The organism is Sorangium sp. So ce590 (genome assembly GCF_051521365.1).
In the GTDB taxonomy this organism is placed as follows: Bacteria; Myxococcota_A; Polyangia; order Polyangiales; family Polyangiaceae; genus Sorangium.
Genome location: NZ_CP150346.1, coordinates 11366928 through 11388214 on the forward strand (window position 1 = coordinate 11366928; position 21287 = coordinate 11388214).

The window sequence follows — 21287 nt, forward strand, 5'->3', positions numbered from 1 at the left end:
GACAACGGAGGTGTTCCGATGGTGGATGCGAACGGGAGATCGGTGGGGAGGAGCATGCGCATCCTTGTGACGGGGGGCGCCGGCTTCGTCGGCTCGCACCTGTGCGAGCGGCTCCTCGCGGACGGCCATGAGGTCATCGCGCTCGACGACTTCTCGACGGGCTCGCCGGCCAACGTGGCCCACCTGATGCGCAGCAGGCGCTTCTGGCTCGTCGAGCGCGACGTGGCGCAGCCCTTCGATTACGAGATCGACAGGGTCTACAACCTGGCGTCGCCGGCGAGCCCCGCGCGCTATCAATGCGATCCGGTGCGCACCACGATCACGAACGTGGTGGGCACGCTGAACGCGCTCTCGTGCGCCGAGCGGCACGGCGCGCGGCTCTTGCAGGCGTCGACGAGCGAGGTGTACGGCGACCCGGAGGTGCACCCGCAGCCGGAGGGCTACCTCGGGCGGGTGAACCCGATCGGGGTGCGCGCCTGTTACGACGAGGGCAAGCGTTGCGCCGAGTCGCTGGTGATGGACTTCCACCGTCAGGGGCGGGCGTCGGGGCGGATCGCGCGGATCTTCAACACGTACGGTCCCCGGATGGCGCTCGACGACGGGCGCGCGGTGAGCAACTTCATCGTCCAGGCGCTCCGGGGAGAGGAGCTGACGGTCTACGGGAGCGGGTCGCAGACGCGGAGCTTCTGTTATGTCGACGATCTGGTCGAGGGGTGTGTGCGGCTGATGGAGCACCCGGTGGAGGTGGGGCCTGTCAACCTGGGCAATCCGGTGGAGGTGACGGTGCTCGAGCTGGCGCAGGAGATCGTGCGGCTCACGGGGAGCGCGAGCCGGATCGTCTACCGCCCGCTCCCGGAGGACGATCCGAGGCAGCGGCGTCCGGCGATCGAGCTGGCCCGGCGAAGCTTGGGGTTCGAGCCGCGGGTGGCGCTCCGGCAGGGGCTCTACGCGACGATCCAGAGCTTCCGGGCGGCGCTCCTGGGGGCGGGGGAGTGCCCGCGGCGGGGGGAGCCGGCGCTGGCGGGCTGACCGCCGACCCGGGGCGTGCCGGGGAGGTCCCCGCGGGACCGCGGCGCCGTGCTCCAGCCGCGCTACTGGGCTGGTTTGACCTGCGGATCCGTGCCGCGCACCAGGCGGAAAGCGTCGTCGGTCGCCTGCGTGTTCTGCGTCGTCACGATCTGGAGCTTGTCCCCCTCGCGCCGCGCGACGTGCACAAGGATGCCTTGCATGTCGGGCGCCGGTTGGCCGTCGGGCCGGAGGGCGCCTGTCAGCACCCATGCCCAGCGGACCACCGCGACGTCCGGCGCGACGAAGCGCGTCTCGACACGCACGCTCTCGAGGCGGCTCTGCCGGAAGACGGTCTTGTGAATGCCAACATGGCTGTCGCGGATGGCCGCGCGCCCGTGCCACCACATCCCGAAGATGTTCACGAAGTCCGCGTCCTCGGCGTTCATGGCAGCGAACGCATCCATGTCGTGCCGGTTCCAGGCGTCGTTGAACGCAGCGACGAGCTGCTCCCCCAGCGCCTGCTGCGTGCGCGCGTCGGGCGCCGCCGCGGCGGCCGGCGTCGCGGGCGTCGCGGGCGCGGGCGTCACCGGCGCGGAGGGCGGCGGCGAGGCCGGGGTGCACGCGAGCAAGAGGAGCGGCAGCGCAGCGGTGGCGAGGAAGCGATGCATCGGGTGCCATTACCTCCAGGCGGCGCGGGACTCAATCAGCGCTGCGTCTCGCTGACCGGGTGCTCGGGGCCGGGCCGCCCTTCCGCCAGCGTGTCCCCGAGGCGCTCCTGCGTCAGCCCCGGGCTGCTCGACAGCCGGGTCTCCGCGTGCGGGTCGTCCGATCGGGCGACCGACTCGGCGTGCGCCGTCTCGGGGCGCGCCTCGCTCAGGGGGTGATGGCTGCCGGGCCTCCCCGTGGCGAGCGTCGAGCCCTGACCGACGTCGGGCGGCGGCGCTGCGTGCAGCGGCCGCGGCGGGGGCGCTCCGGCCGCGCGCGGCGTGAAGAGGTCCGCCCAGTCCGGCAGGTGCCGCTGGAGCCGCAGGCGCTCGGCCTCGGGCAGCGCCTCGCCGATCACCTGGCACACGGCCTGGGCGTGCTCCATGCCGAAGCCGCGCGGGGCGCCCTCGCGACGGGCAACGCGGTCGTAGAGCTCATCGCGATCGAAGTCGCCCTGGTACGCCGCGCCGCGCACCGCGTCGGCGACCGGCCCCGGCAGCCCGCCCGCGACCGCGGCCGCCTCGTGCTCCAGCAGCCTCTCGCCCAGCGTCCGCGCGGTCGCCGCGATCGCGCGCTCGGCCTCGTCACGGCCCTCGAAGCCGGCGCGGCGCTGCACCTCCTCGACGAAGCGCTCGTATTCCATGATGCACCTCCTTGCTGAGCGCGATCTTGCGACGCCCGGGCCACGGCGGAACCCCGCGAGCCGTCGACACGCGATGCGATCCGCCGTTGTCGTGAGCCCCTGGGCGTTCCGCCGGCCTGCAGGTCGCGCCCGCCGGGTCTGGACGACCCTCCAGCCGACCTGCAGGTCGCGCCTGCCGGGGCCGAACCACCCGCGCGCGAGCCTCTATGCGGCGCGCCGCACGAGGGCGCGGCGGCCGCGGTCGGTCAGGGCGAAGTGGCCGTCGACGAGGCCCTCGGCGACGAGCTCGCGCGCCCAGCGCCAGGGCGGCTCGGTGCCCGGGCGCTCGAACCAGGCGCGCAGGGCGTCGAGCGCCTCGGCGGGCAGCTCGAAGTGCTCGCGGAAGGGCGGGAGCGCGCCGACCCGGAGCACCGTGCCCTCCGGATCGGCCGCGAGATCGAGGCCGAGGCGCCGATCGTAGACGGCGCCGTCGACCTCGATGTGCACGTCGCCGGCCTTCTCGCGCGCGACGGCCTCGGATCCGACCTCGGATCGGCCGCGGAAGACCAGCGGTGACACCGGCGGCGGCTCGTTCGGCGCCGGACCGCGCCAGTGCAGGTGATCGCGCCAGGCTTGCCGGAGCGCCTCGTCGGCGATCGCCTCGGCGAGCTCGCGCTCGAAGCGGCCCTCGATCTCGAGCATGCGCGCCTCGAGCTTGCGCCGGACGGACTCGGCGGTCGCCCGCTGGTGCTCGTTGTGAACGTGGTTGTGCTCGTGGACGATCGCCAGCAGCTCGTCGCGGCTGGGCGGTGGCTTGATCATGGGTGCCTCCGCTCCCTCCCTGGGGCCGGCGATCGCCCTCCGTGAGGGATGGATGCGTGAGGGCAGGGATGAAGGCTTCAGCCTCCATCGAAGGGAGCGACCCGACCGAGGTTGGGGTAGCCCCCCCCGTACAGCGAGCTCGGCCCCGCACAGGAAGCAGGGCCTGCCGCTCGCCGAGTCGATCATGGATCTTCGGGGGCTCGGGAAAGATGAGCTCTGTCACGACGTCGAAGTCGATCGCGGCGTCTTCCTGGTTGAGCTCACCGCCCCTTACGAGACAATTGCGTTTGTCAATGATGGGCGTGGGCGCCAGGCCGCAGAGGAACGGCACGCAATCCTTCTCGTGGTAATCCTCGTGGTAATCGATGTCGCCAGGTCGGGTCGCGGCTCGCCGCCGGTGCCCGCGAGCGCGCTCCGCGTCGCGCGCCGTCATGAAGCGGCTTCGCGCTTGACGATCGAACGCGGCTTCGGTGAGATTGTGCAATCTTCGCCACAGGAGCCCTCATGCGCCACCGTTTCTCAATCGTCGCCGCTTTGATCGTTGCTTCGCTCTCGCTCGGTGCGAGCGCCCGCGCCGATGACGGGCAGGACGAAGTCACGCTCAAGAGCGGCGGCACGATCCGGGGCACCGTCGTCTCGTCCGAACCTGGGGCGAGCGTGAAGATCATCGAGCTGGGCGACAAGGAGGTGCGCGTCATCCCGTGGTCCCAGGTGTCGGACGTCGAGCGCGGGAAGTTCGCGCCGAAGAGCGCCACGCAGCCGGGGTCCGCGGGGCCGGGCTACGGCGCCGCACCGCCGCCGCAGCCGCTCCCGGCCCCGGCACCGACGCTCGGCGCGCCCGGCGTGGTGAGGCTGCATGTCGAGAGCCCGAAGCCCGTGCGGGTGATCGAGGAACGCTCCACGACGGTCGGCGCTTACGGCGGCTACGGCTTTGCCGTCAAGCAGTTCCGGCCCGTCTGCGCCTCGCCGTGCGACAAGGTGATCGACGGCAGCGACGGGCGCCGGTTCTCGCTCTCGCCGGAGGATATGCCGCCGCCGGACCCGTTCACGGTCTCGCAGATGACGGGCGACGTCACGCTCCACGTCGCGCCCGGCAGCTACGGGCGCCACAGCGCGGGGTTCTGGCTGACTATCCTGGGTACCACCGCTGCGGTCTTGGGAGGCACCTTCCTTCTCGTGGACGCCACGAGCCCATCGTACGAGTACGACGACGCGGGCAACGAGATCCCCGACGAGGGTGGGGTCTCGACCCCGGGCCTCGTCACGCTCATCGGCGGCGGCGTGGCGCTCGTCGGCGGCATCGTGCTGCTCGCGACCTCGGGAACGTCGGTCACGCTCGAGCAGCGCGATGGGAAGCCGCCTGCCAAGGCGGCGCAGGTCAAGCCGCGCTACTGGCTGGGCGAGTTCTGATGCGTCCGCGCCGGCTCCACGGGCTCCTCGCGCTCTCGCTCGGCGCGGGCTGCGGCCCCGGCGCGGCGCCCGCCGGCCCTCCGCGCAGCCCCGAACAGCCCGCTGCGCCGGCGCCGCAGGCGAGGTTCACGCTCGGCGATCGCGCCATCGAGGAGGTCGTGCGCGCGGTGAGCACCGCGCGGCAGCTGTCGCCGAGGAGACCGGTCGTCGTCGAGCGGCTCGACCACGAGCGCTTCGTGGAGCGCCTGTTCGCCGGCCGCGACGCGGAGCCTTCGCCCGAGGGGGCGCTCAGCGCCGAGGCCGCGTTTCTGCTCGGCTTCAACTTCCTCCCGCAGCCCGGAGAGCGCGGCGGGCTCTCCACCGTCGACGAGGTGCTGAAAGAGCAGGTCGTCGGCTTCTACAGCCGCGCGACAGACAAGGTAGTCATCCCCGACGTGGCGCTCGCGTCCGAGGACGAGCTGCTCGAGCAACGGGCGGTGCTCGCGCACGAGGTGCAGCACGCGCTCCAGGCGCAGGTCTTTCCGCGCCCGCCCGAGGCGAGGAGCGCGGACGAGGCCATCGCGCAGCTCGCGCTCATCGAGGGCGACGCGATGGTGGCGATGGGCGCGTGGCTCGGCGCCGAGGCCGGCGCGCCGGTGGGGCGCACGCTGCGGCGGATCGTGGAGGTGACGAAGCGCGTCCCGCTCGCGAGCGTCACGCGCGGCGAGGCGGACACAAAGCTCGACAAGGCGCTCGACCTGACGAGAAAGCGCCTCGAGTTCCCCTACCGCAGCGGGATGCTCCTGGTCACCGACGTGTATCGCGCCGGCGGCTTCCCGCTCGTCGACAGGATGTACACGCGCTTCCCGCGCAGCACCGAGCAGGTGTTGCACCCCGAGAAGTACCTCGCGGGCGAGCCCCCGCGACCGTTCGCCGATCCCCGGCCGCCGCCGGGTTACGCGCTGTCCGCCGCCGACACGCTCGGCGAGCTCGACACGCGCATCCTCCTCGAGCGCTGCGTCGACGCCGAGATCGCCGAGCGCGCGGCCGCGGGCTGGGCGGGCGATCGCTTCGGCGTGTTCGCCGGGCCGGAGCGGCGCCTCGCGACGGCGTGGATCAGCGGGTGGGACACCGAGAAGGACGCGGAGGAGCTCGAGGCGACGCTCGGCCAGAGCGCGGCCTGCTGGCAGAAGAACGCGCTCGGGCTCGAGCAGGGCGACTACACGATCGCCGCCAGCATCGCCGTCCGCCGGCAGGGCAAGCTCGTCGCGTTCGTGCGCGGCTTTCCCGAGGGCGCCGGCGCCGCGCTCGCGTCGCAGCTCTTCACGCTCGCCGGCCCGGAGCCGAAGCCCACGCCGCTCACCGATCTCCCGATCCCGCCGCGCGTCCGCCTCCCCGAGCCCGAGCCGGGCCGCATCGAAGGCGACGTGTACCGCAACGGCTGGCTCGATGTCGTCGGCCGCGTGCCGCCGGGTATGCTTGGCCATGTGGGCGGCGACGTCGACTTCGTTGTCGAGCGGCCCGGCACGCTCGTGCGCGGCGGCATGTCGGTGTCCACGCGCATCACCAGCGATGCCGAGAACGAGAAGACGTTCGGCGAGGTGCAGGAGTCGTTCGTCCGCGATATCGCCGCGCTCTCCATGCGCGTCGAGGCGCTCGGCGGCGGCCCGGTGACGACGGCGCTCGGCGCGGGCGTCGCGCGAACGTGGCGGGTCGCCGGCACGCCGGTGGAGCTCCGGCTCGTGCTCGTCCCGATCTGCGCCGGTACCGGGTCGATCGTGTTCGTCCAAGCCTATGGCGATCCCTATGCGCGCGGCGTGCTCGACGGATGGATGGACAGCTTCCGCTGGACCGACGGGCGCAACCTCACCGCGTGTGACTTTCTCGATCCGAAGTAGCCTCCGCGTGACCGCGGCGACCCCGTGAGGCGCCGCGATCCAGCGCGGATCCGGGCGCCTCAGTCGTTCGGAACGGGGGGATGGCTTCAGCTCACGGGCGTCGAGCCCGGCGTCACGTCGAGGAACGAGCAGCCGGGGCAGGTCACATGGCAGCCTTCAGGCGATTGGAATCCTTCCAATAGATTGGCGTGAAGTCCAGCCTACGGGCGGCGCTGCTGCACGTTCCTCTCCGGATGCGCCGGGCCGGAGGCGCCGAGCGCGGCGGAGCAGGGTTCAACGAGCGGCTGGAGCGCCACGTGAAAGCGTTCCAGCAGGGCGCGGCGGCAGCGCGCGAGGGAGGAGAGAGCATGGCATCGAGACCGAAGAGGATCCTTGTCATCGGCAAGAGGGCCGATATTCTCGAGCGGAGCGTGGCAGCGCTGAAAAAGCAGGGGTACGCGGCGGTCGGCACGGTGAGCGAGTCACCGGACACGGAGTTCCACGCCGGCGACTTCGACCTCATCACCCTCGGCGGCGGCGTGGACGCCGCCACCCGGGAGCGCCTCCACGCGCGCTTCAAGGAGCAGAACAAGGACGTGATGGTGCTGGACGTGTACGCCCCGATCGCGGCCCAGCAGATCGCCTGGGCGCTCAGGAGATCTTCCGTCGAGGGAGAGCTCGGGAGCGCCTTCTCGGTGACGGAGGGGGATGACGCGATCGTCGCGCGCGCGACGATCGAGCGCGCCTGTACGCTGCGCCTCGACATCTACAGCTACCCCGGCTCCGCCCTGGAGCCGGAGGTCGCGCGCATCGTCGACACCTCCGTCACCCCGGGAACACACGAGTTCAGGTTCGAGAGCGAGCGGGCGCGTGACGGGTTCATGGCGGTGCTGACGTTGAACGGCGAGGAGCACCACCTGCACCGCCTGCGATAGCGCCCGGGATGAGCGGGGCCCGCCGAGTACGACGTCCTCGAGCTTCAGCGGCACCCACCGCCCGCCCTCGAGTCGGACCCTCCCGAGCGTCCTCAGCAAAGCATGGCGGGTGAGCTCTGCTTGCGGCCTGTGGTTCCTCGCGATGTGCCAGATGGCCCCCCGACATCACCCCCGAGGCGCCGCTCGCGGCGCAGGCCGATCCGGTCAGGCCGTGCTTCCGCCGTGCTCCGTGGCCGCGTCCGGCTCGGCGTGGGCGGCCCGCCACGCGTCCCGCAGCTGCCGGAGGAGGGTCGGGTACACGATGAAGCGGCGGAACGGCTCGATCAGCGCCATGTACGCGGAGGTCCACCGCGATACTGGCTTGACGTAGACAGCCCAGTACAGGCGGTGCCCCTCGGCCGTCGGCCTGATCGCCATGCAGGAGAACGCGTGGACGGTCGCGTTGCGGATCTCGCTCACGGCCTCGCCGTGGAGCACGTACAGCGCGCGGAACGGCCCCTCGCGCGTGCCGGGCTGCACGGACGACCGTCTCGCCAGCTCGGACGGAACCTGGTGCACATAGGACTCGGGGGGCAGGCCCTCCTCGACGGGATCCCAGCCAAAGAGCTTGCCGAGCGCGCCGCGGAGCCAGAACAGCGCGCGGACCAGCGCGCTCGAGGAGCCGCTCTCCGGGGGCCGCAAGAGCGCGCGGACGTCCTCGATCGTCCGCGCCGCGCCGCGCTGGCGACGGAGCGGACGTAGGGCCGGGGTGCACGCGAATCCACGGCCGCGCCGCCCAGCATCAACCACAATCTGCAAGGTCCACGGGGGGATTGTACCGCGTGGCTCGGAGGCTGCCCAGGCGCGCTTTTCCATCGGCATCGGCGAGGATATGCGGCGATGACGGACGGTCGCGCGGCCGGCGTAGAGGCCGTCGTCGACGCCGCGGGCGAGCAGGCGTGTCTCGCGGATGCGGCTGTGGCTGTCGAGCGCGGCGATCCAGAGCTCTTCGTGGACGAGGGACACGAGCCTCGGGCCGAAGTGCGCTGCCAGCGATCGGTTCTGCTCCTGCGTGGCGCGCCACCAGACGCGATCGGTGATCACGGCCGCCCACGCCGGGGCCGGCGAGTCGTACGCCTCGACCGGGTAGTGCGCCTCGACCTGCTCGGCCGCCTCGCCGAACGCCTCGACCAGCAGCTCACCGTAACGCTTCGGCGTCACGGGCGCGCCCGCGAGCTCGTGGAGCAGCGCGACGAACAGCCGGCCCTCGTCCTGCGTGGCGCCCGAGAGCAGCGACGCGATGGAACAACCCAGCCGCCGCCGGTGAGGTGAGCTGCGCGCTCGCGGCGAAGGCACCCCACGACGCGCCGACCAGGGTGACGTTGCCCGCATCGCCGCCGAACGCCGCGATATTGCGCTGCACCCAGTGGAGCGCCGCCTGCCGATCCTGCAGACCGAAGGTCCCTGAGCCGTCGAGTCCGGGGTATCCGAAGAACCCGAAGTTTCCGAGTCGGAAGTTGATCGTCACGACGACGACGTCGCCGCCAACGGCGAGCCGACAGGCATCGAAGACGCTGCCCGCGCCGGTGGCTCAGGAGCCGGTCGTCGCGAGCAGCTCCCTGGCGTCGCCGACGGATGCAGCGCGGCGGATCCAGCGGTCCAGCTCGGCCACGTCGGTGCTCGCGAGGACGCGCTCCCGGACCTCGGCAGGGACCTCTAGCCCGCGGGCATCGAGGACGGCGAGCACGGCCTGCGCCTTGGCTTCGAGGCGCCCCTTCTCCACGCCCTTGGCCACGTAGCTGCGCGCGAATTCGCTCTGAAATTCGTATCCGCTCTTCATCATCGCCTCCAACGTCCGCCTCGCCGCTGCGCTCAGCGAGGATAGCACCAGATCTCCGTAGACAGCGCGGCGCTCCTCGTCGAGGCCGGCAGCCGCCGCCAGGAACGCCACGCCGATCGCCTCCCCCGCCTCGCCCTGCCCGTGCGCCATCGCCGAGAGCACGACCACCTCGGGCGCCGCCCTCGCCTGCTCGGCATCGGTGACGACCGGGACGCCCGCGGGCCCGAGCACCAGCGGCGCCAGCGTCAAGCCGGGGTGGCCCATGTCGATCGACCGCGCGCTCCACCGCGCGATCTCCTCGTCCACCGTCACGGCCAGCAGCCACGTCGGGCAACGGTGCCGGGCCCGCGTCTGGGTGACGTACACCGGCCAGACGTACGGCTTGTCCGGGTCCACGCCGAGCTGGACCTCGACGACGATGGCCATCGCGGGCCGCTGCTGCTCGCCCACCAGCAGCACGACGATGACGTCCGCCCGGCGGTCCGAGGGAACGATCTCGGCGAGGTCGGAGGACTCGACGCGCGCCTCCGTGAAGGTCGGGACCCGCTGGCCGAGCGCGTCCTGGAGCATCTCGGCGGCCAGCGTCGGCCGGTTCTTGAACAGCTCCACCAGGGCTTCATGGGTCACAGAGGGCATCGGGTCGTCTCTCGGGTGGTTACAGCCACGCTGGACACGCTGGCTCTCCAGGCGGTATGCCAAGCTCATGCGTGGGGCCCGCAGGAGCCGGAGCAGCCGTGTCCTGCTCTTCAATTCCGGGCACCTCCCTCGAGTTGTCACGCCGTGTGACCTGCGTGCGCCCCGACACCAGGGCACGGGCCGACGAGAGTGGCGCTCGGGGTTGCGCGATCTTCCGCGAGCCTTGAAGCGATCTCCGGCGGCGACCCGACCCATCCGGAAAAACATGTGAAGATCGCCCTCCGGGCGCCTGGGTACACGCAGCGTGTCGTTCGTGGCTATCCGCCCGACAGGGCCCCCGCCAGCCGCTCCGCCAGGTCGCCCCTCGGCTCCACCCGCACGCGCTCCAGCCCCAGCCACGCGGCCATGGTCCGCAGCTCGCCCGCCAGCCGCTCCGGCGTCTGCGCGCCGGCCCAGGGCTCGGCGTGGCTCGCCTGCACGATCAGCACGCCCGCCTTGCGATCGGCCTTCAGGTCCACCCGCGCGGTGATCGCATCGCCCTCGAGGAACGGCAGCACGTAGTAGCCGTGGGTCCGCTTCTCCGCGGGGGTGTAGATCTCGAGCCGCACCCGCACGCCGAACATCCGCTCGGTGCGCTCGCGGAACCAGATCAGGTTGTCGAAGGGCGAGAGGAGGGCGCAGGCCTCGATCCGCCGCGGCCGCCGGGCGGCGGGATCGAGGAAGGCCGGCTCCCGCCAGCCCTTCACGCCCACCGGGATCAGCTCACCGGCTTCGACGAGCTCGGTGACCCGCGCCTTCGTCTCGGCGACCCCCATGCGGAAATAGTCCCGCAGGTCCCGCTCGGTCGCCACGCCCAGGGCCCGGGCGGCCATGCGGATCAGCGCGCGCTGGGCGTCCTCGCGCGCGGGCGTGGGCGCCTCGATCACCGCCCTGGGCAGCACCCTCTCCGGCAGGCCATACACCCTCTCGAAGGTCCCCCGCCGGGTGGCGGTCGTCAGCTCGCCGGTCCAGAACAGGCACTCGGCCGCCCGCTTGGCGTCGCTCCAGCCCCACCAGCCGCCCGGCCCCTTCATGCCGATCTCGAGCTCGGAGGCGGCCAGCAACCCGCGCTCGCGGATCTGTTCCAGCGCCCGGTCCACCACCGACCGGTGCTCGCGCAGGAAGCGCGCCACACCCTTCCAGACGCCCACCCCGTCGTGCGCGTCGGCCATCCGCCAGCGCAGCAGCGGCTGGGTGGTGAGCGGCAGCAGCGAGGCCTCGTGCGCCCAGTACTCGAACAGCGGTCGCTTCCTCGCCCACGCGAGCTCCTCCAGCATCGGCCGCGGATAGGCCCCCAGCCGCGAGAAGGCCGGCAGGTAATGGGTGCGCGAGACGACGTTGACGCTGTCGATCTGCACCACGCCCAGCCGCTCGATCAGCCGGGTCAGCTGCTGCTTCGTCGTCGCCGTCCCGGGTCGCTCCGCCCGGAAGCCCTGCGCCGCCAGCGCGATGCGCCGGGCCTCCGCCGCCGACAGGGTGTCCGTCATCCGCGCCTTCTGTCCGTTGGGGCCCGCACCCTAGAACCTGGAGCCCGAACAAGGAAAGAACAATATTGCGGCGCCGCCTCACCACGCCCCGTCGCGATGATGCTGAATCCGTGCGGGAGGATGAATACCCCAGCGCCCGAACCCCATCGGCAGATCCGCGACGCGAACAGGCGGCGCGCGAGGCGGAGCCGCGTGGCGTCCAGCTCGCGAACAGCTCGAGATGCCACACGAGGTGCGACCGACGGAGCGTTGGTGCTGACCCCGCCTGCGGCGCGGCAGCGGCTTGGATCGAAGCCGAGGGATCGTGTGAGGGCGACGTGTGGAGCCGCATCGAGCTCGTCGGAGCGACCCGACCGAGGTTGGGGTAGTCAACCCCGAGCGAGCGCGGGCAGGCCCGATGAGCCGACAGGCATCGACGACGCTGCCTGCGCCGGTGGTTCAGGAGCCGGTCGTCGCGAGCAGCTCCCTGGCGTCGCCGACGGATGCAGCGTGGCGGATCCAGCGGTCCAGCTCGGCGAGGTCGGTGCTCGCGAGGACGCGCTCCCGGACCTCGGCGGGGACCTCCTGCCCGCGGGCCTCGAGGAAGGCGAGCACGGCCTGCGCCTTGGCTTCGAGGAGCCCCTGCTGCCGGCCCTCCTTCCGGCCCTTCTCCACGCCCTCTTCCACGCCCTTCGCCACGTAGCTGCGCGCGAAGTCACTCTGAAACTCGTATCCGCTCTTCATCATCGCCTCCAACGTCCGCCTCGCCGCACCGTTCAACGAGGATAGCACCAGGTCCCCGTACACGGCGCGGCGCTCCTCATCGAGCCCGGCTGCCGCCGCCAGGAACGCCACGCCGATCGCCTCCGCCGCCTCCCCCCGCCCGTGCGCCATGGCCGAGAGCACGACCACCTCGGGCGCCGCCTTCGCCTGCTCGGCGTCGGTGACGACCGGGACGCCCTCGGGCCCGAGCACCAGCGGCGTCAGCGTCAAGCCGGGGTGGCCCGCGTCGATCGGCCGCGCGCGAGCGCCTGGAGCATGAACGTCATGAAGTCCGTCGACAGGAGCTTCGCCGCGCAGTGCCCCTTCAGCCCCGACGCGAGGACCAGCACCGCCATGGCAAGCCCGAGATCCTCGGAGGGCTCTCCGGGTGGGAACACGAACGTTCGCGCCGAGCTCTCGGGCGACCAGACGAGGAAATCTGCCTCCTCAGAAAAATTTGTGGGTGAGCCATTCGGGCTCCGGCAGGTTCCCGAGCGCGTGGTAGAGGGCGATCTCCGCGTGTTCGTAGGTCCGAAACCCATACGCTTTTCTGGTCGTGATCCTCGCTTTATTGTTCTCCGGTCGAACGCCGGGTCAATATGCCACTTTGGCCGCGGGGCGAGGGGGCTGGAGCGCGCCGGATGAGGGGCGGCGGTTCATTGCCTGCTGGCCGCCCTGCGTGGATTCGGACATACGGATCGCGAGCTCGACACACGCCGGACGATGAGCGCGCCGGCCGCCGTCGACGAGGCGAGAGCCGTCACCGCCAGCCAGCCCCACTGGGCGAAGAGCACGCCGCCCAGCGCGGCACCGAACGCCATGCCGACGAACATGCCGACGAAGAGCCGGTTTGTTGTGAACCGCTCCCGACCACCTGACCCGGGGTGAGCCATCACGGCCGCGCCCCGCGGTCAAAAACAAGGTTCCTTACCCGCCTCGATCCTGGGAAAGTGACGCTGTGGGCGCCTGGGGTCGATCAGGTACTCGCGCTCGCGATACTCGAAGTAGTCGAAATCGGCTGGGCGCGCGGTGCCCGACATGTCCTGGCACGCCATGCCGACGAACGCACCGGTGAAGTTCGGAAGGCCGGGCGCGGAGGCCTCATCCGAGAGGATGCTGGCGTCCAGGTGCTCGGGGAACCAGCTCCAGTCCGTACCGTTGAGGCTGTAGGCGAAGTAGAGCCGGTCGTGGTCGAGCTCGGCGCGCAGGTGCACGGGCGCGGTGTCCGGGATGGGGACGGGTGCGCTGAAGGCGTCCGCCATGACCCCATCCGGAATCGCCGACATGATCCGGATATAGCGCCCGACCGTCTCATCGTGCGAGATGTGCAGGTAATGGAACTTGCTCGCGTTGTAATAGCAGATGAGACCGGCCATCTGCTGATAATGCTCGGGCGCGAAGTCGACCGATGTGACCGCGGTGTAGCAGTGCGCCTGCTGGCGGCGTGCGACGAGCGACTGGCGGAACAGGCTGCCGAGCGTCTCGCGGCCGTAGAGCCGGAGATGACCGGGACGTGCGGTGAGGCTGAACAACTCGTCGGGGTAGGGCGAGCGCAGCCATTGGAGGTCGATCGGCAACCGCGGTGAATCGAAGTCCTCGCGCGCGGCTGGGGCGGGGAAGGGATGCGCGGGCAGGCCGGGGGCTGGGACCTCGACGCGCGGAATGTTTTCACCATCGGCCGTGCGAAGCCAGCCGTCGTCCGACCAGACCATCTTTTGGATCGCGGTCTCGCGGCCGAGCGTCGAGCGCCCGCGGTTCGGGATGGGACGGCTGCACAGGTGGACCATGTACACGTCGCCCGACTGCGTATCGCAAAGGTCAGCGTGGCCCGCGCGCTGCAGCTCTACGTCGGCGCGAGTGCGCGAGGTCAGGATGTACGTCTCGGGGTGCAGCTCGTACGGGCCGGTGAGGTCACGGGAGCGCGCCATGGTGACGGCGTGGCCCTGGTACGTGCCGCCCTCGGCGGTGATCAGGTAGTAGTAGCCGCCGCGCTTGTAGATGTGCGAACCTTCGGTGTAGCCGATCGGCGTGCCTTTGAAGATGTTCGTGACAGGCCCGATGAGCTTGCGCTCGGCGTGCGAGTACTCCTGGAGCACGATGCCGGCAAAGCGATTGTGGCCGGGCCGGTGGTCCCACAGCATGTTGCTCAGATACTTGCGGCCGTCGTCATCGTGGAACAGCGAGGGGTCGAAGCCACTCGAGTTGAGATAAACAGGATCCGACCACTCGCCGTCGATGGTGGGGCTGGTCACCAGGTAGTTGTGGAAGTCGCGCATCGACGCGCCGGATGCGCCGCCGACGCTGGTCCGGCCGTAGCGCTTCACGTCGGTGTAGATCAACCAGAACAGGCCATCCGCATACGTCAGGCACGGCGCCCAGACGCCGCACGAATCGCCGTCGCCAAGCAGGTTCAACTGGCTCGCGCGGTCGAGCGGACGCGAGAGCAGACGCCAGTGCACGAGGTCGCGCGAGTGGTGGATCTGCACGCCGGGGTACCACTCGAAGGTCGAGGTCGCGACGTAGTAGTCATCGCCGACGCGGACGATGGATGGATCGGGGTTGAAGCCCGGCAGGATCGGATTACGGATGACGGTATCAGGCATGGATGACTGGCTCACCGACGATGGTCCAGAGGACGTTCGCGCCGAGGATATCGAGAAACGGGGGGAAGGAAAAGTGAAACGATTCGAGGATGTCACGGGCGAATCGGCGCGCCCACTCCAGGTGACAGCGGGGTCCTTGCGCGATCCGCCTCCGTGCTGGAAAAGCGACGCTGCGAGCGGCTCGCTGCCGACGAGCGCGGTCTTCACGCCGGCGAGGTCGTCGGCCCTGGGCGCCTGCACCCTCGAGCGGCGCCGCCGGCTCGCCGGGACACCAACGGGAGCGGCGTGTGTACCTGATAGAGATCGATGCTGTTGCGGCCGAGGCGCGCAAGACTCGCGTCGAGCGAGGTGAGCAGGTTCCCGCTCCGCACTCCGCACCGTGAGAGGGCTGGGCGACCACCTCGTCGCGAAGACGACGTTGAGGGCAGCCGCAGTTCTCGATGGGTCATTGGTTGAGTTGGACATCGGGTCACCTGTCGCTGTTACAGGTGCGGTTGAAGCTGCTCGGCCGAGGGGCGGGAAGGCGCCTCCCTCGACTTGAGGTCTCGCCACCAAGGTGTCGGGGCATCGAGCTGCGAGGGTTCGATGACCTGGCCAAGGCTCGGTGTGACGACCCGTAGGCTCTGTTCGGCAGCGAGCCGCACGAGCGTCTCCGCAGGCTCATCCCATGCGTGGAGCGCAAGATCGAAGGTGCCCCAGTGCACCGGCAGCAAGGTCCCGCCGCCCAGCAGTTGGAACACCTTGAGCGCGTTCTCGGGGCCCAAGTGGATGGCCTCGAAGCCGGGGTGGAACGCGCCGATCTCGAGCATGACGAGGTCAAACGGCCCGTACGTCTCACCCGTCTCGCGGAACTGTTCGGTCAGCCCCGTGTCGCCCGAGAAGAAGACCTTGTGCCGATCTGACTGGATGATCCACGACGACCAGAGGGTCGTGTCCCGATCGTTCAGGCTGCGACCTGAGTAGTGCTGGCTCGGGGTCGCGATGAGGCGCAACCCGCGAACGTCGCATGATTCATCCCAGTCGAGCTCGTGAATGCGCTCTGGCGCAATTCCCAGCCGCTCGAGGTGCGCGCCCACCCCGAGCGACGTGACGATCGGGATCGCCGGCATGCGCGCGAGACCGGCGATCGTGGTCGCGCACAGGTGGTCGTAGTGGTCATGGGAGAGCACCACCGCATCGAGCGGCGGTACCTCCCCGAGCCCTGCCGGCACGGGGTGAAAGCGCCTCGGGCCCGCGAAGGAGACCGGGGATGCCCGCTCGCCGAAGACGGGATCGGTCAGGACTCGATAGCCGTCGATCTCGATGAGCACGGTGCTGTGGCCGAGCCACGTCGTGCGGAGCCCGGAGCTGACCGGACGCCCCCATGCTTCGTGGGGGCGCGTCGTCGGCAAGGAGGCCTTGGGCCGACGCTTGGCACCACCGGAGAGAAGCTCGGGAAGCACACGAAGGACGTCGCCTGTCCCCGCCCTCCACCGCCCCGCCGGATTGCGGAAACGGTCTCCATCGAACTGCTTCGAGGCGCGGACTCGTTCCAGCCGGAGACCACGAAAGTTCATGCCCCGTCTCCCGCTAGTCGAGCTGGGAATTGCGTCCGCACCATGCCCGGTCGGAGCAGTTGGCGAGCGCCGTCGTGCCCTCCAGCCGTCGCTGGAGTTCCTTCGTGAAGAGGATGTTCGCGAGTTTGGAGGTCGGACGACCTCGGCGCCTCGCCGCGCCGAGGGAGCGCGATCTCGGCGCCGATGCTGCGGGCCGCGCCGGTGACGAGCGCGGACTTACCGGCGAGCGGCAGCGGAGTCGTGGCGCTCATTTGCTCTGCTCGGGAAAGTGGGGACGCAGAGCAGCGGCAAAGAGGAGGTCGAGTATCCAGTCAGGCAGGATGCGCACCAAAGGGAGCAGCGCGGCCTCGCGGCCGATGGTGTAGCGAGTGCGCGGCTTGCGCGCCGTCACTGCCTTGGCGATCACCTTGGCCGCGGCGTCAGCGGGCAGGCCCGACTTGGTGTAAAACGCGGTCTGCGCGGTGATGGCTTGCACCAGCCCGCCGTAGCGCTGGCTTTGCTCGGGCGTCATGGCCGACGCGATCTCATTGGCGGTGGCGATCGCCCGGCCGGGCATCTCCGTGCGCACCGCGCCCGGTTCGACCACGACCACCTGGACGCCGAGCGGGGCGACTTCGCGTCGCAAGGAGTCACTGACGGCTTCGAGCGCGAACTTTGTACTTGCGTAAGGACCATAGGTGGCCCCGGCGATCTTGCCGCCCACGGAGCTGATGTTGACCACGCGACCCTTGCTGCGGATCAGGGCCGGCAGGAGTGTCTGGGTCACGACGATGTGGCCGAAGAGGTTCACCTCGAACAGGCGTCGCCACTCGTCGATCGCGAAGACCTCGACCGGCGCGTTGACGCCGATGGCGGCGTTGTTCACGAGCGCCCGCACTGCCCGGCGCTGCGGGTCTTCGCGCACCCGAGCAGCGAGCGCCTGGATGTGGTCCGGGCTGGTGATGTCGAGGATCAGCGGCTCGATACCCGGCCCCCGGATTGCGTCGGCATCGCGGTCGCGCCGGACACCCGCGAGGACGTGGAACCCCCGCCGGGCCAGTTCGCGTGCCGTGGCCGCGCCGATGCCGGTAGACGCACCGGTTATTATGGCGATCTCCTGGATTTCAGGTGACGCTGTCATGACCGCGCTCCTTTCTTCGACGAGCGAGGCGCGAAGCGCGCTGCGAGGAGCTGCGTCCGCTGCTCCAGCACCTCCACCGACGGTCGGCCCGCGAACAACCCGTCGAGCGCGAGGAGGAAGACCTCGGCGCTCGCCTCATCGCCCAGGATGGCGGCCACGCACTCGAGCGCGACCTTGCGATAAAGCGCCTCGCTCTCGGGATCGATTCGCTCGCACGCCTCGAGGAACTCGCTCCCCATCGGCGCCCCGACCATCTCGGCCCAGGGCTCGAGCGCCATCAGACGGCAGACGCTGAGCAAGCGCTCATAGGCGCTGCCCGGGCCGTTCGCCGCCTCCTTCGCGGCGGGGTGCCGAGAGACCAGCCAGTCCACGAAGACGGCCCGGTAGATGTCTTCTTTGTCCTTGAAGATCCGGTAGAGCAGCGTGCGCGAGAGGCCGGCGCGCCTGGCGATGTCCTCGAAGGCCGTCTTCGCGAAGCCGAAGTTGAGGAAGCACCAGCGCGCGGCGGTCAGGATCCTCGCGCGGCGGGCGGCTGCCTCGTCGTCTGTCATCGTCGCTGTCATGAAGACATTGTGACAATGAGAGCATATGTTGTCAAGATGTTCCAGGTGGCCCCAAGACTGGGCGGTCGGGGAGGTCTGTGTGCCGGCTGCCGGCCTCGCCTGTGCCTCGACGAGGGCGGCGTGCGCTCGCCATGACGGGGGCGGGTGGTGTGCCCAGCTACGCGGCGTCGACGCCGAACGCCATCGGTTCGCACGTTGGGTCGCGTGCGGGTGCTGCCGTTCGCGGGTGCGAGGGGAGGTTGAGATGATCGAGGATGCGGCGCACCGCCTCTGGGGACGGGCTCCGCCACCGCTTCAGCGACCAAGGCCCTGAGATCGTGGGCAGAGTTCGTGATCGGGGTCCGCAAAGAGATGTTCGAGGCGGATTCATGCGCCGTCGACCCGAGCGGGGACGCTATTCCGGATCGCGATCGGTGATACGATGATCGAGGTCGTCACCGGCCGCTCTCGCGACCCGAACCGGGCCGGGTCGGGTCGCCCTGGAGGCCCCGGGGTGCCCCCTCACCGGCGCGCAGCGCACCGGCCGGGATAAGCCACCGACACGCCCGCCGCGCTCGCGGCGCACGCGTTGCCGTACGTCTTGCCGTCACAGCCGCAGACCGGGACGAACTCCTTCGTGCACGCCTTCGGGATGGGCGCGCAGATGCCCGTCTGATCGGCCGCGCCGCACATCGCCTTGGGCTCGTACTCACAGAACAGACCGTGCTCGCAGTCGAGGCCGGCAATGCCGCCGCAGGCGCTCCCCTCGCCCCCGCCGCCCACCTTGAGCTCCTCCGCCCCGGACTCTATCGACTCGGAGGCGCCGTCGGTCGCCTCCACCTGACAGCCGGCGCCGAGCGGGACGAGCGAGAGCGCGAGCCAGAGGACGGATGCCATACGATGGTTCTTGATACGATCCTGAGCGTTCATGATGTTCCTTCCAGAATGCCTCACCGATCCTGGCGAGGCGATAGTCATGCACGAGCCGCTCCACCGGAGCGGAAAACGGCGCCCCGCGGCGACGTCCGGCGCGGCGGAGGCGTGATCCCCTTGGCAGGAGTCGGACCATGCGAGCCCTTCGGCTCACGCGCTCGGCCGCGGCGTCTGGGCTGTCCGGATCGAGCGAGGGCTCGCTCAGGTGAGCGAGCCCTCGCTCGATCTGCGCGGGGCCCCGCGCAGAGCACAGCGCGAGCGCGTCGGTGCCGAGCACGAGGTGCGCGGGTGGGTTCTCTTCGCCGAGGATCGCGAGCATCGCCCGGCCGGCCTTCGCGGGATCGCCGACCTGATTTCCGTGCCTCGCTCGTCGCGTCGCGCGGATCGGGTCCATCACCGCGTCGTAGTCCTTGATGCGACGCTCGGAGCGCACCAGCGAGCGCCCCGCCCAGTCGGTGCGGAAGCCGCCCGGCTCGATGCACGTGACGCCCGCGCCCTCGTGGCCGTAGCCCGCGTTGTTTACCAGCACGTCGATGCGTCCGAAGTCGCGCTGCACCTCGGAGACGAACGGGGTGATGGCCTCCGTGCTCGTCATCTCCAGGATGCGCCCGTGCGCGCGGCCTTTCGCCAGCGCCTCGAACGAAGCGCGCGCCTCCTCGGTGCGCACGGTGCCGATGACCTGATGCCCTTCCGCGAGCGCGGCCTCGGTGAAGGCGCGCCGGAGCCCGGTGCTGACGTCCGTGACGACGACTACCGCATCGCTCGACTTGCCCATGGTTCGTGCTCCTCGTGGTTGAAGACGCACCATCCATGCGACGCGAAGCAGGCAAAGAGAACAGCGAAGGCGCTACGAGGACTTTGAAGCTATAACTTCACAATCATGGGCGTCCCCGGACTTGACGGTGTCGAGCAGTTCCTCCTGGTCGCGGAGCTGGGCTCCTTCTCCGCCGCCGCGCGCAGGCTCGCCGTCTCGCCATCGGCGGTGAGCCTGGCCGTGCGGCACCTGGAACAGCGCCTCGGGACGGCGGCCGAGCCCCCGCGAGGTGGCCGGCAGCTGGGCGTGACGCTCTGTCAACCCAGGGCAGGTCCCGCAGTTGGGGCTTGACGCCTCCGAAGCGCCTGGACTTGCTCAGGCGTCAAACCTCCGCAGCCGAAGGATTTCAGCGTGTCGATCAAGGACCACCTCTCCCTCTCGCCCAAGGTCAGGAAAGCGCTCGCCGACGGCCGGCCGGTGGTGGCGCTGGAATCGACCATCATCACGCACGGCATGCCTTATCCGCAGAACCTCGAGATGGCGCAGCGCGTGGAGGCGGTGATCCGCTCGAACGGGGCCGTGCCGGCGACGATCGCCATCATGGACGGCAAGCTCAAGGTGGGCGTGAAGGCCGAAGATCTCGAGCGGCTGGCCAAGGCGGGCGGCAAGGCGGCGAAGGCCTCGCGGCGCGACGTGGCGGCGCTCCTGGTCTCGGGCGCGATGGCCGGAACGACCGTGGCGACCACGATGATGACGGCGGCCTGGGCCGGTATCCGGGTGTTCGCCACGGGCGGCATCGGCGGCGTGCATCGCGGGGCGGAGACGACCTTCGACATCTCCGCCGACCTCGAGGAGCTGAGCCAGACGCAGGTGGCGGTGGTCTGCGCGGGGGCCAAGGCGATCCTCGACATTCCCAAGACGCTGGAGACGCTGGAGACCCATGGCGTGCCGGTCCTGGGCTACAAGACCGAGGATTTCCCGGCCTTCTGGGCGCGGCAGAGCGGGCAGAAGGTGGACCACAGGGTCGATAGCGCCAAGGAAGCGGCCAGGGTCATCGCGCTGCAGTTCGAGCTCGGCATGGGTGGGGTCCTGGTGGCCAACCCGATCCCCGAAAGCCATGCCATGGACGCCAGGGCGATGGAGGCGCGGATCGAGGAGGCGATCAAGGGCGCCGAGGCAGAGGGCGTGAGCCGCAAGGACCTGACGCCGTTCCTCTTGAAGCGCATCTTCGAGCTCACCGAGGGCAAGAGCCTCATCGCCAATATCGCTCTGGTCGAGAACAACGCGGCAGTGGCGGCGGACATCGCGGTGGCGATGAGCAAGCTCGGGGCCAAGCCGAGGGCAAAGCCGAAGGCCACGGCATGAGCGAGGCCGACCGCGTGCTCCAGCCATTCATCGCAGGTTAGCTCTCGCTGACGGTCTGACGGATCGTTCGCCGACCTGGGTTCTCGGTGACGCGGGCCGAACGTCCTCGTGGTAACGTCGCCGGAGGGCGCCCTGAGACTACCCGAGCGCCTGAACCTCACCGGCCGATCCGCGACGCGAAAGTCCGGCGATGATCCAGGCGCGGAGAGGATCCGGCCGGCCCCGACGGGCTTGACTCCTGCCCCGGCCCGGCGACGATGCTGGCATTGCGCTCCACCTGGTCACCACCTGATTCGCGAGGAATGATGAAGCAACATGAACGCCTGGGCCCCCG

The 21287-nt window shown here is 70.3% G+C and carries 21 protein-coding genes and 2 pseudogenes; 7 read left to right on the forward strand and 16 right to left on the reverse strand.

Annotation, left to right across the window (positions count from 1 at the left end):
* Nucleotides 1-18: 18 nt before the first annotated feature.
* A complete protein-coding gene (locus tag WMF28_RS43125; RefSeq protein WP_437599580.1) occupies nt 19-1029 on the forward strand; it encodes a UDP-glucuronic acid decarboxylase family protein in 1011 nt (336 codons plus the stop codon).
* 62 nt (nt 1030-1091) lie between these two features.
* Here the strand turns inward: WMF28_RS43125 and WMF28_RS43130 are convergent, their stop codons facing one another.
* The 3 genes from WMF28_RS43130 to WMF28_RS43140 form a co-directional block, all read right to left on the reverse strand.
* Nucleotides 1092-1676, reverse strand: coding sequence for a YybH family protein (locus WMF28_RS43130; RefSeq protein WP_437599581.1), 585 nt, complete (start codon nt 1674-1676; stop codon nt 1092-1094).
* Nucleotides 1677-1711: 35 nt separating this feature from the next.
* Complete coding sequence (locus WMF28_RS43135) at nt 1712-2356, reverse strand: DUF2267 domain-containing protein (RefSeq protein WP_437599582.1); 645 nt, start codon at nt 2354-2356, stop codon at nt 1712-1714.
* Nucleotides 2357-2560: 204 nt separating this feature from the next.
* Complete coding sequence (locus WMF28_RS43140) at nt 2561-3157, reverse strand: hypothetical protein (RefSeq protein ID WP_437599583.1); 597 nt, start codon at nt 3155-3157, stop codon at nt 2561-2563.
* 184 nt (nt 3158-3341) lie between these two features.
* Between WMF28_RS43140 and WMF28_RS43145 the strand changes: the two genes are divergently transcribed.
* The 4 genes from WMF28_RS43145 to WMF28_RS43160 all read left to right on the forward strand — a co-directional run bounded on the left by WMF28_RS43145 (nt 3342) and on the right by WMF28_RS43160 (nt 7358).
* Nucleotides 3342-3695 (forward strand): hypothetical protein, encoded by a 354-nt coding sequence (locus tag WMF28_RS43145; protein ID WP_437599584.1) that lies wholly within the window; start codon nt 3342-3344, stop codon nt 3693-3695.
* Entirely contained in the window at nt 3692-4567 is an 876-nt protein-coding gene (locus WMF28_RS43150; protein ID WP_437599585.1) for a hypothetical protein, read from the forward strand. Before WMF28_RS43145 ends, WMF28_RS43150 begins: the two co-directional genes overlap by 4 nt.
* Nucleotides 4567-6444 carry a hypothetical protein gene (locus tag WMF28_RS43155; protein WP_437599586.1) on the forward strand — a complete coding sequence of 626 codons (1878 nt, stop codon included), beginning with the start codon at nt 4567-4569 and terminating at the stop codon, nt 6442-6444. The genes WMF28_RS43150 and WMF28_RS43155 overlap by 1 nt, the downstream gene beginning before the upstream one ends.
* 188 nt (nt 6445-6632) lie before the next feature.
* Complete coding sequence (locus tag WMF28_RS43160; protein ID WP_437599587.1) at nt 6633-7358, forward strand: hypothetical protein; 726 nt, start codon at nt 6633-6635, stop codon at nt 7356-7358.
* A gap of 204 nt (nt 7359-7562) precedes the next feature.
* On the opposite strand, the gene WMF28_RS43165 is transcribed toward WMF28_RS43160, so the two are convergent.
* The 13 genes and pseudogenes from WMF28_RS43165 to WMF28_RS43225 all read right to left on the reverse strand — a co-directional run bounded on the left by WMF28_RS43165 (nt 7563) and on the right by WMF28_RS43225 (nt 19642).
* The gene (locus WMF28_RS43165; protein WP_437604375.1) at nt 7563-8219 is read right to left on the reverse strand and encodes a DUF2867 domain-containing protein; all 657 of its coding nucleotides are present in this window, start codon (nt 8217-8219) and stop codon (nt 7563-7565) included.
* A gap of 316 nt (nt 8220-8535) precedes the next feature.
* Nucleotides 8536-8865, reverse strand: a complete 330-nt coding sequence (locus tag WMF28_RS43170) for a carboxylesterase family protein (RefSeq protein WP_437599588.1) — start codon at nt 8863-8865, stop codon at nt 8536-8538.
* 63 nt (nt 8866-8928) lie between these two features.
* The gene (locus WMF28_RS43175; protein WP_437599589.1) at nt 8929-9813 is read right to left on the reverse strand and encodes a hypothetical protein; all 885 of its coding nucleotides are present in this window, start codon (nt 9811-9813) and stop codon (nt 8929-8931) included.
* 317 nt (nt 9814-10130) lie between these two features.
* Nucleotides 10131-11339, reverse strand: a complete 1209-nt coding sequence (locus tag WMF28_RS43180) for a winged helix-turn-helix domain-containing protein (RefSeq protein WP_437599590.1) — start codon at nt 11337-11339, stop codon at nt 10131-10133.
* 438 nt (nt 11340-11777) lie between these two features.
* A pseudogene (locus WMF28_RS43185) lies at nt 11778-12341 on the reverse strand (hypothetical protein); the annotation flags it as partial.
* Nucleotides 12308-12436 carry a hypothetical protein gene (locus tag WMF28_RS43190; RefSeq protein WP_437599591.1) on the reverse strand — a complete coding sequence of 43 codons (129 nt, stop codon included), beginning with the start codon at nt 12434-12436 and terminating at the stop codon, nt 12308-12310. The gene WMF28_RS43190 and the pseudogene WMF28_RS43185, both read right to left, overlap by 34 nt.
* A 555-nt stretch (nt 12437-12991) precedes the next feature.
* The gene (locus WMF28_RS43195) at nt 12992-14683 is read right to left on the reverse strand and encodes a glycoside hydrolase family 43 protein (protein ID WP_437599592.1); all 1692 of its coding nucleotides are present in this window, start codon (nt 14681-14683) and stop codon (nt 12992-12994) included.
* Between the two features lie 482 nt (nt 14684-15165).
* On the reverse strand, nt 15166-16239 hold the full coding sequence (locus WMF28_RS43200) for an MBL fold metallo-hydrolase (protein ID WP_437599593.1): 1074 nt from the start codon (nt 16237-16239) through the stop codon (nt 15166-15168).
* Between the two features lie 20 nt (nt 16240-16259).
* A pseudogene (locus tag WMF28_RS43205) lies at nt 16260-16384 on the reverse strand (SDR family oxidoreductase); the annotation flags it as partial.
* Nucleotides 16385-16486: 102 nt separating this feature from the next.
* Entirely contained in the window at nt 16487-17359 is an 873-nt protein-coding gene (locus tag WMF28_RS43210; RefSeq protein WP_437599594.1) for an SDR family NAD(P)-dependent oxidoreductase, read from the reverse strand.
* Complete coding sequence (locus WMF28_RS43215; RefSeq protein ID WP_437599595.1) at nt 17356-17922, reverse strand: TetR/AcrR family transcriptional regulator; 567 nt, start codon at nt 17920-17922, stop codon at nt 17356-17358. Before WMF28_RS43215 ends, WMF28_RS43210 begins: the two co-directional genes overlap by 4 nt.
* 501 nt (nt 17923-18423) lie before the next feature.
* A complete protein-coding gene (locus WMF28_RS43220; protein WP_437604376.1) occupies nt 18424-18711 on the reverse strand; it encodes a hypothetical protein in 288 nt (95 codons plus the stop codon).
* Nucleotides 18611-19642 carry an SDR family NAD(P)-dependent oxidoreductase gene (locus WMF28_RS43225; protein ID WP_437599596.1) on the reverse strand — a complete coding sequence of 344 codons (1032 nt, stop codon included), beginning with the start codon at nt 19640-19642 and terminating at the stop codon, nt 18611-18613. Before WMF28_RS43225 ends, WMF28_RS43220 begins: the two co-directional genes overlap by 101 nt.
* 72 nt (nt 19643-19714) lie before the next feature.
* Here WMF28_RS43225 and WMF28_RS43230 point away from each other — a divergent pair, with 72 nt between their 5' ends.
* Nucleotides 19715-19939 (forward strand): helix-turn-helix domain-containing protein, encoded by a 225-nt coding sequence (locus WMF28_RS43230; protein ID WP_437599597.1) that lies wholly within the window; start codon nt 19715-19717, stop codon nt 19937-19939.
* A 60-nt stretch (nt 19940-19999) separates the two neighbouring features.
* Nucleotides 20000-20953: a pseudouridine-5'-phosphate glycosidase gene (locus tag WMF28_RS43235; protein ID WP_437599598.1), complete on the forward strand. Its 954-nt coding sequence runs from the start codon at nt 20000-20002 to the stop codon at nt 20951-20953.
* Nucleotides 20954-21287 lie beyond the last annotated feature (334 nt).

Coding starts and splice junctions, on each gene's coding strand:
- WMF28_RS43145 (WP_437599584.1), top strand. CDS start 3,342: ATGGATCTTCGGGGGCTCGGGAAAGATGAGCTCTGTCACGACGTCGAA.
- WMF28_RS43140 (WP_437599583.1), bottom strand. CDS start 3,157: ATGATCAAGCCACCGCCCAGCCGCGACGAGCTGCTGGCGATCGTCCAC.
- WMF28_RS43215 (WP_437599595.1), bottom strand. CDS start 17,922: ATGACAGCGACGATGACAGACGACGAGGCAGCCGCCCGCCGCGCGAGG.
- WMF28_RS43210 (WP_437599594.1), bottom strand. CDS start 17,359: ATGACAGCGTCACCTGAAATCCAGGAGATCGCCATAATAACCGGTGCG.
- WMF28_RS43155 (WP_437599586.1), top strand. CDS start 4,567: ATGCGTCCGCGCCGGCTCCACGGGCTCCTCGCGCTCTCGCTCGGCGCG.
- WMF28_RS43175 (WP_437599589.1), bottom strand. CDS start 9,813: ATGCCCTCTGTGACCCATGAAGCCCTGGTGGAGCTGTTCAAGAACCGG.
- WMF28_RS43165 (WP_437604375.1), bottom strand. CDS start 8,219: ATGCCGATGGAAAAGCGCGCCTGGGCAGCCTCCGAGCCACGCGGTACA.
- WMF28_RS43130 (WP_437599581.1), bottom strand. CDS start 1,676: ATGCATCGCTTCCTCGCCACCGCTGCGCTGCCGCTCCTCTTGCTCGCG.
- WMF28_RS43225 (WP_437599596.1), bottom strand. CDS start 19,642: ATGGTGCGTCTTCAACCACGAGGAGCACGAACCATGGGCAAGTCGAGC.
- WMF28_RS43125 (WP_437599580.1), top strand. CDS start 19: ATGGTGGATGCGAACGGGAGATCGGTGGGGAGGAGCATGCGCATCCTT.
- WMF28_RS43180 (WP_437599590.1), bottom strand. CDS start 11,339: ATGACGGACACCCTGTCGGCGGCGGAGGCCCGGCGCATCGCGCTGGCG.
- WMF28_RS43195 (WP_437599592.1), bottom strand. CDS start 14,683: ATGCCTGATACCGTCATCCGTAATCCGATCCTGCCGGGCTTCAACCCC.
- WMF28_RS43230 (WP_437599597.1), top strand. CDS start 19,715: ATGGGCGTCCCCGGACTTGACGGTGTCGAGCAGTTCCTCCTGGTCGCG.
- WMF28_RS43135 (WP_437599582.1), bottom strand. CDS start 2,356: ATGGAATACGAGCGCTTCGTCGAGGAGGTGCAGCGCCGCGCCGGCTTC.
- WMF28_RS43190 (WP_437599591.1), bottom strand. CDS start 12,436: ATGGCGGTGCTGGTCCTCGCGTCGGGGCTGAAGGGGCACTGCGCGGCG.
- WMF28_RS43200 (WP_437599593.1), bottom strand. CDS start 16,239: ATGAACTTTCGTGGTCTCCGGCTGGAACGAGTCCGCGCCTCGAAGCAG.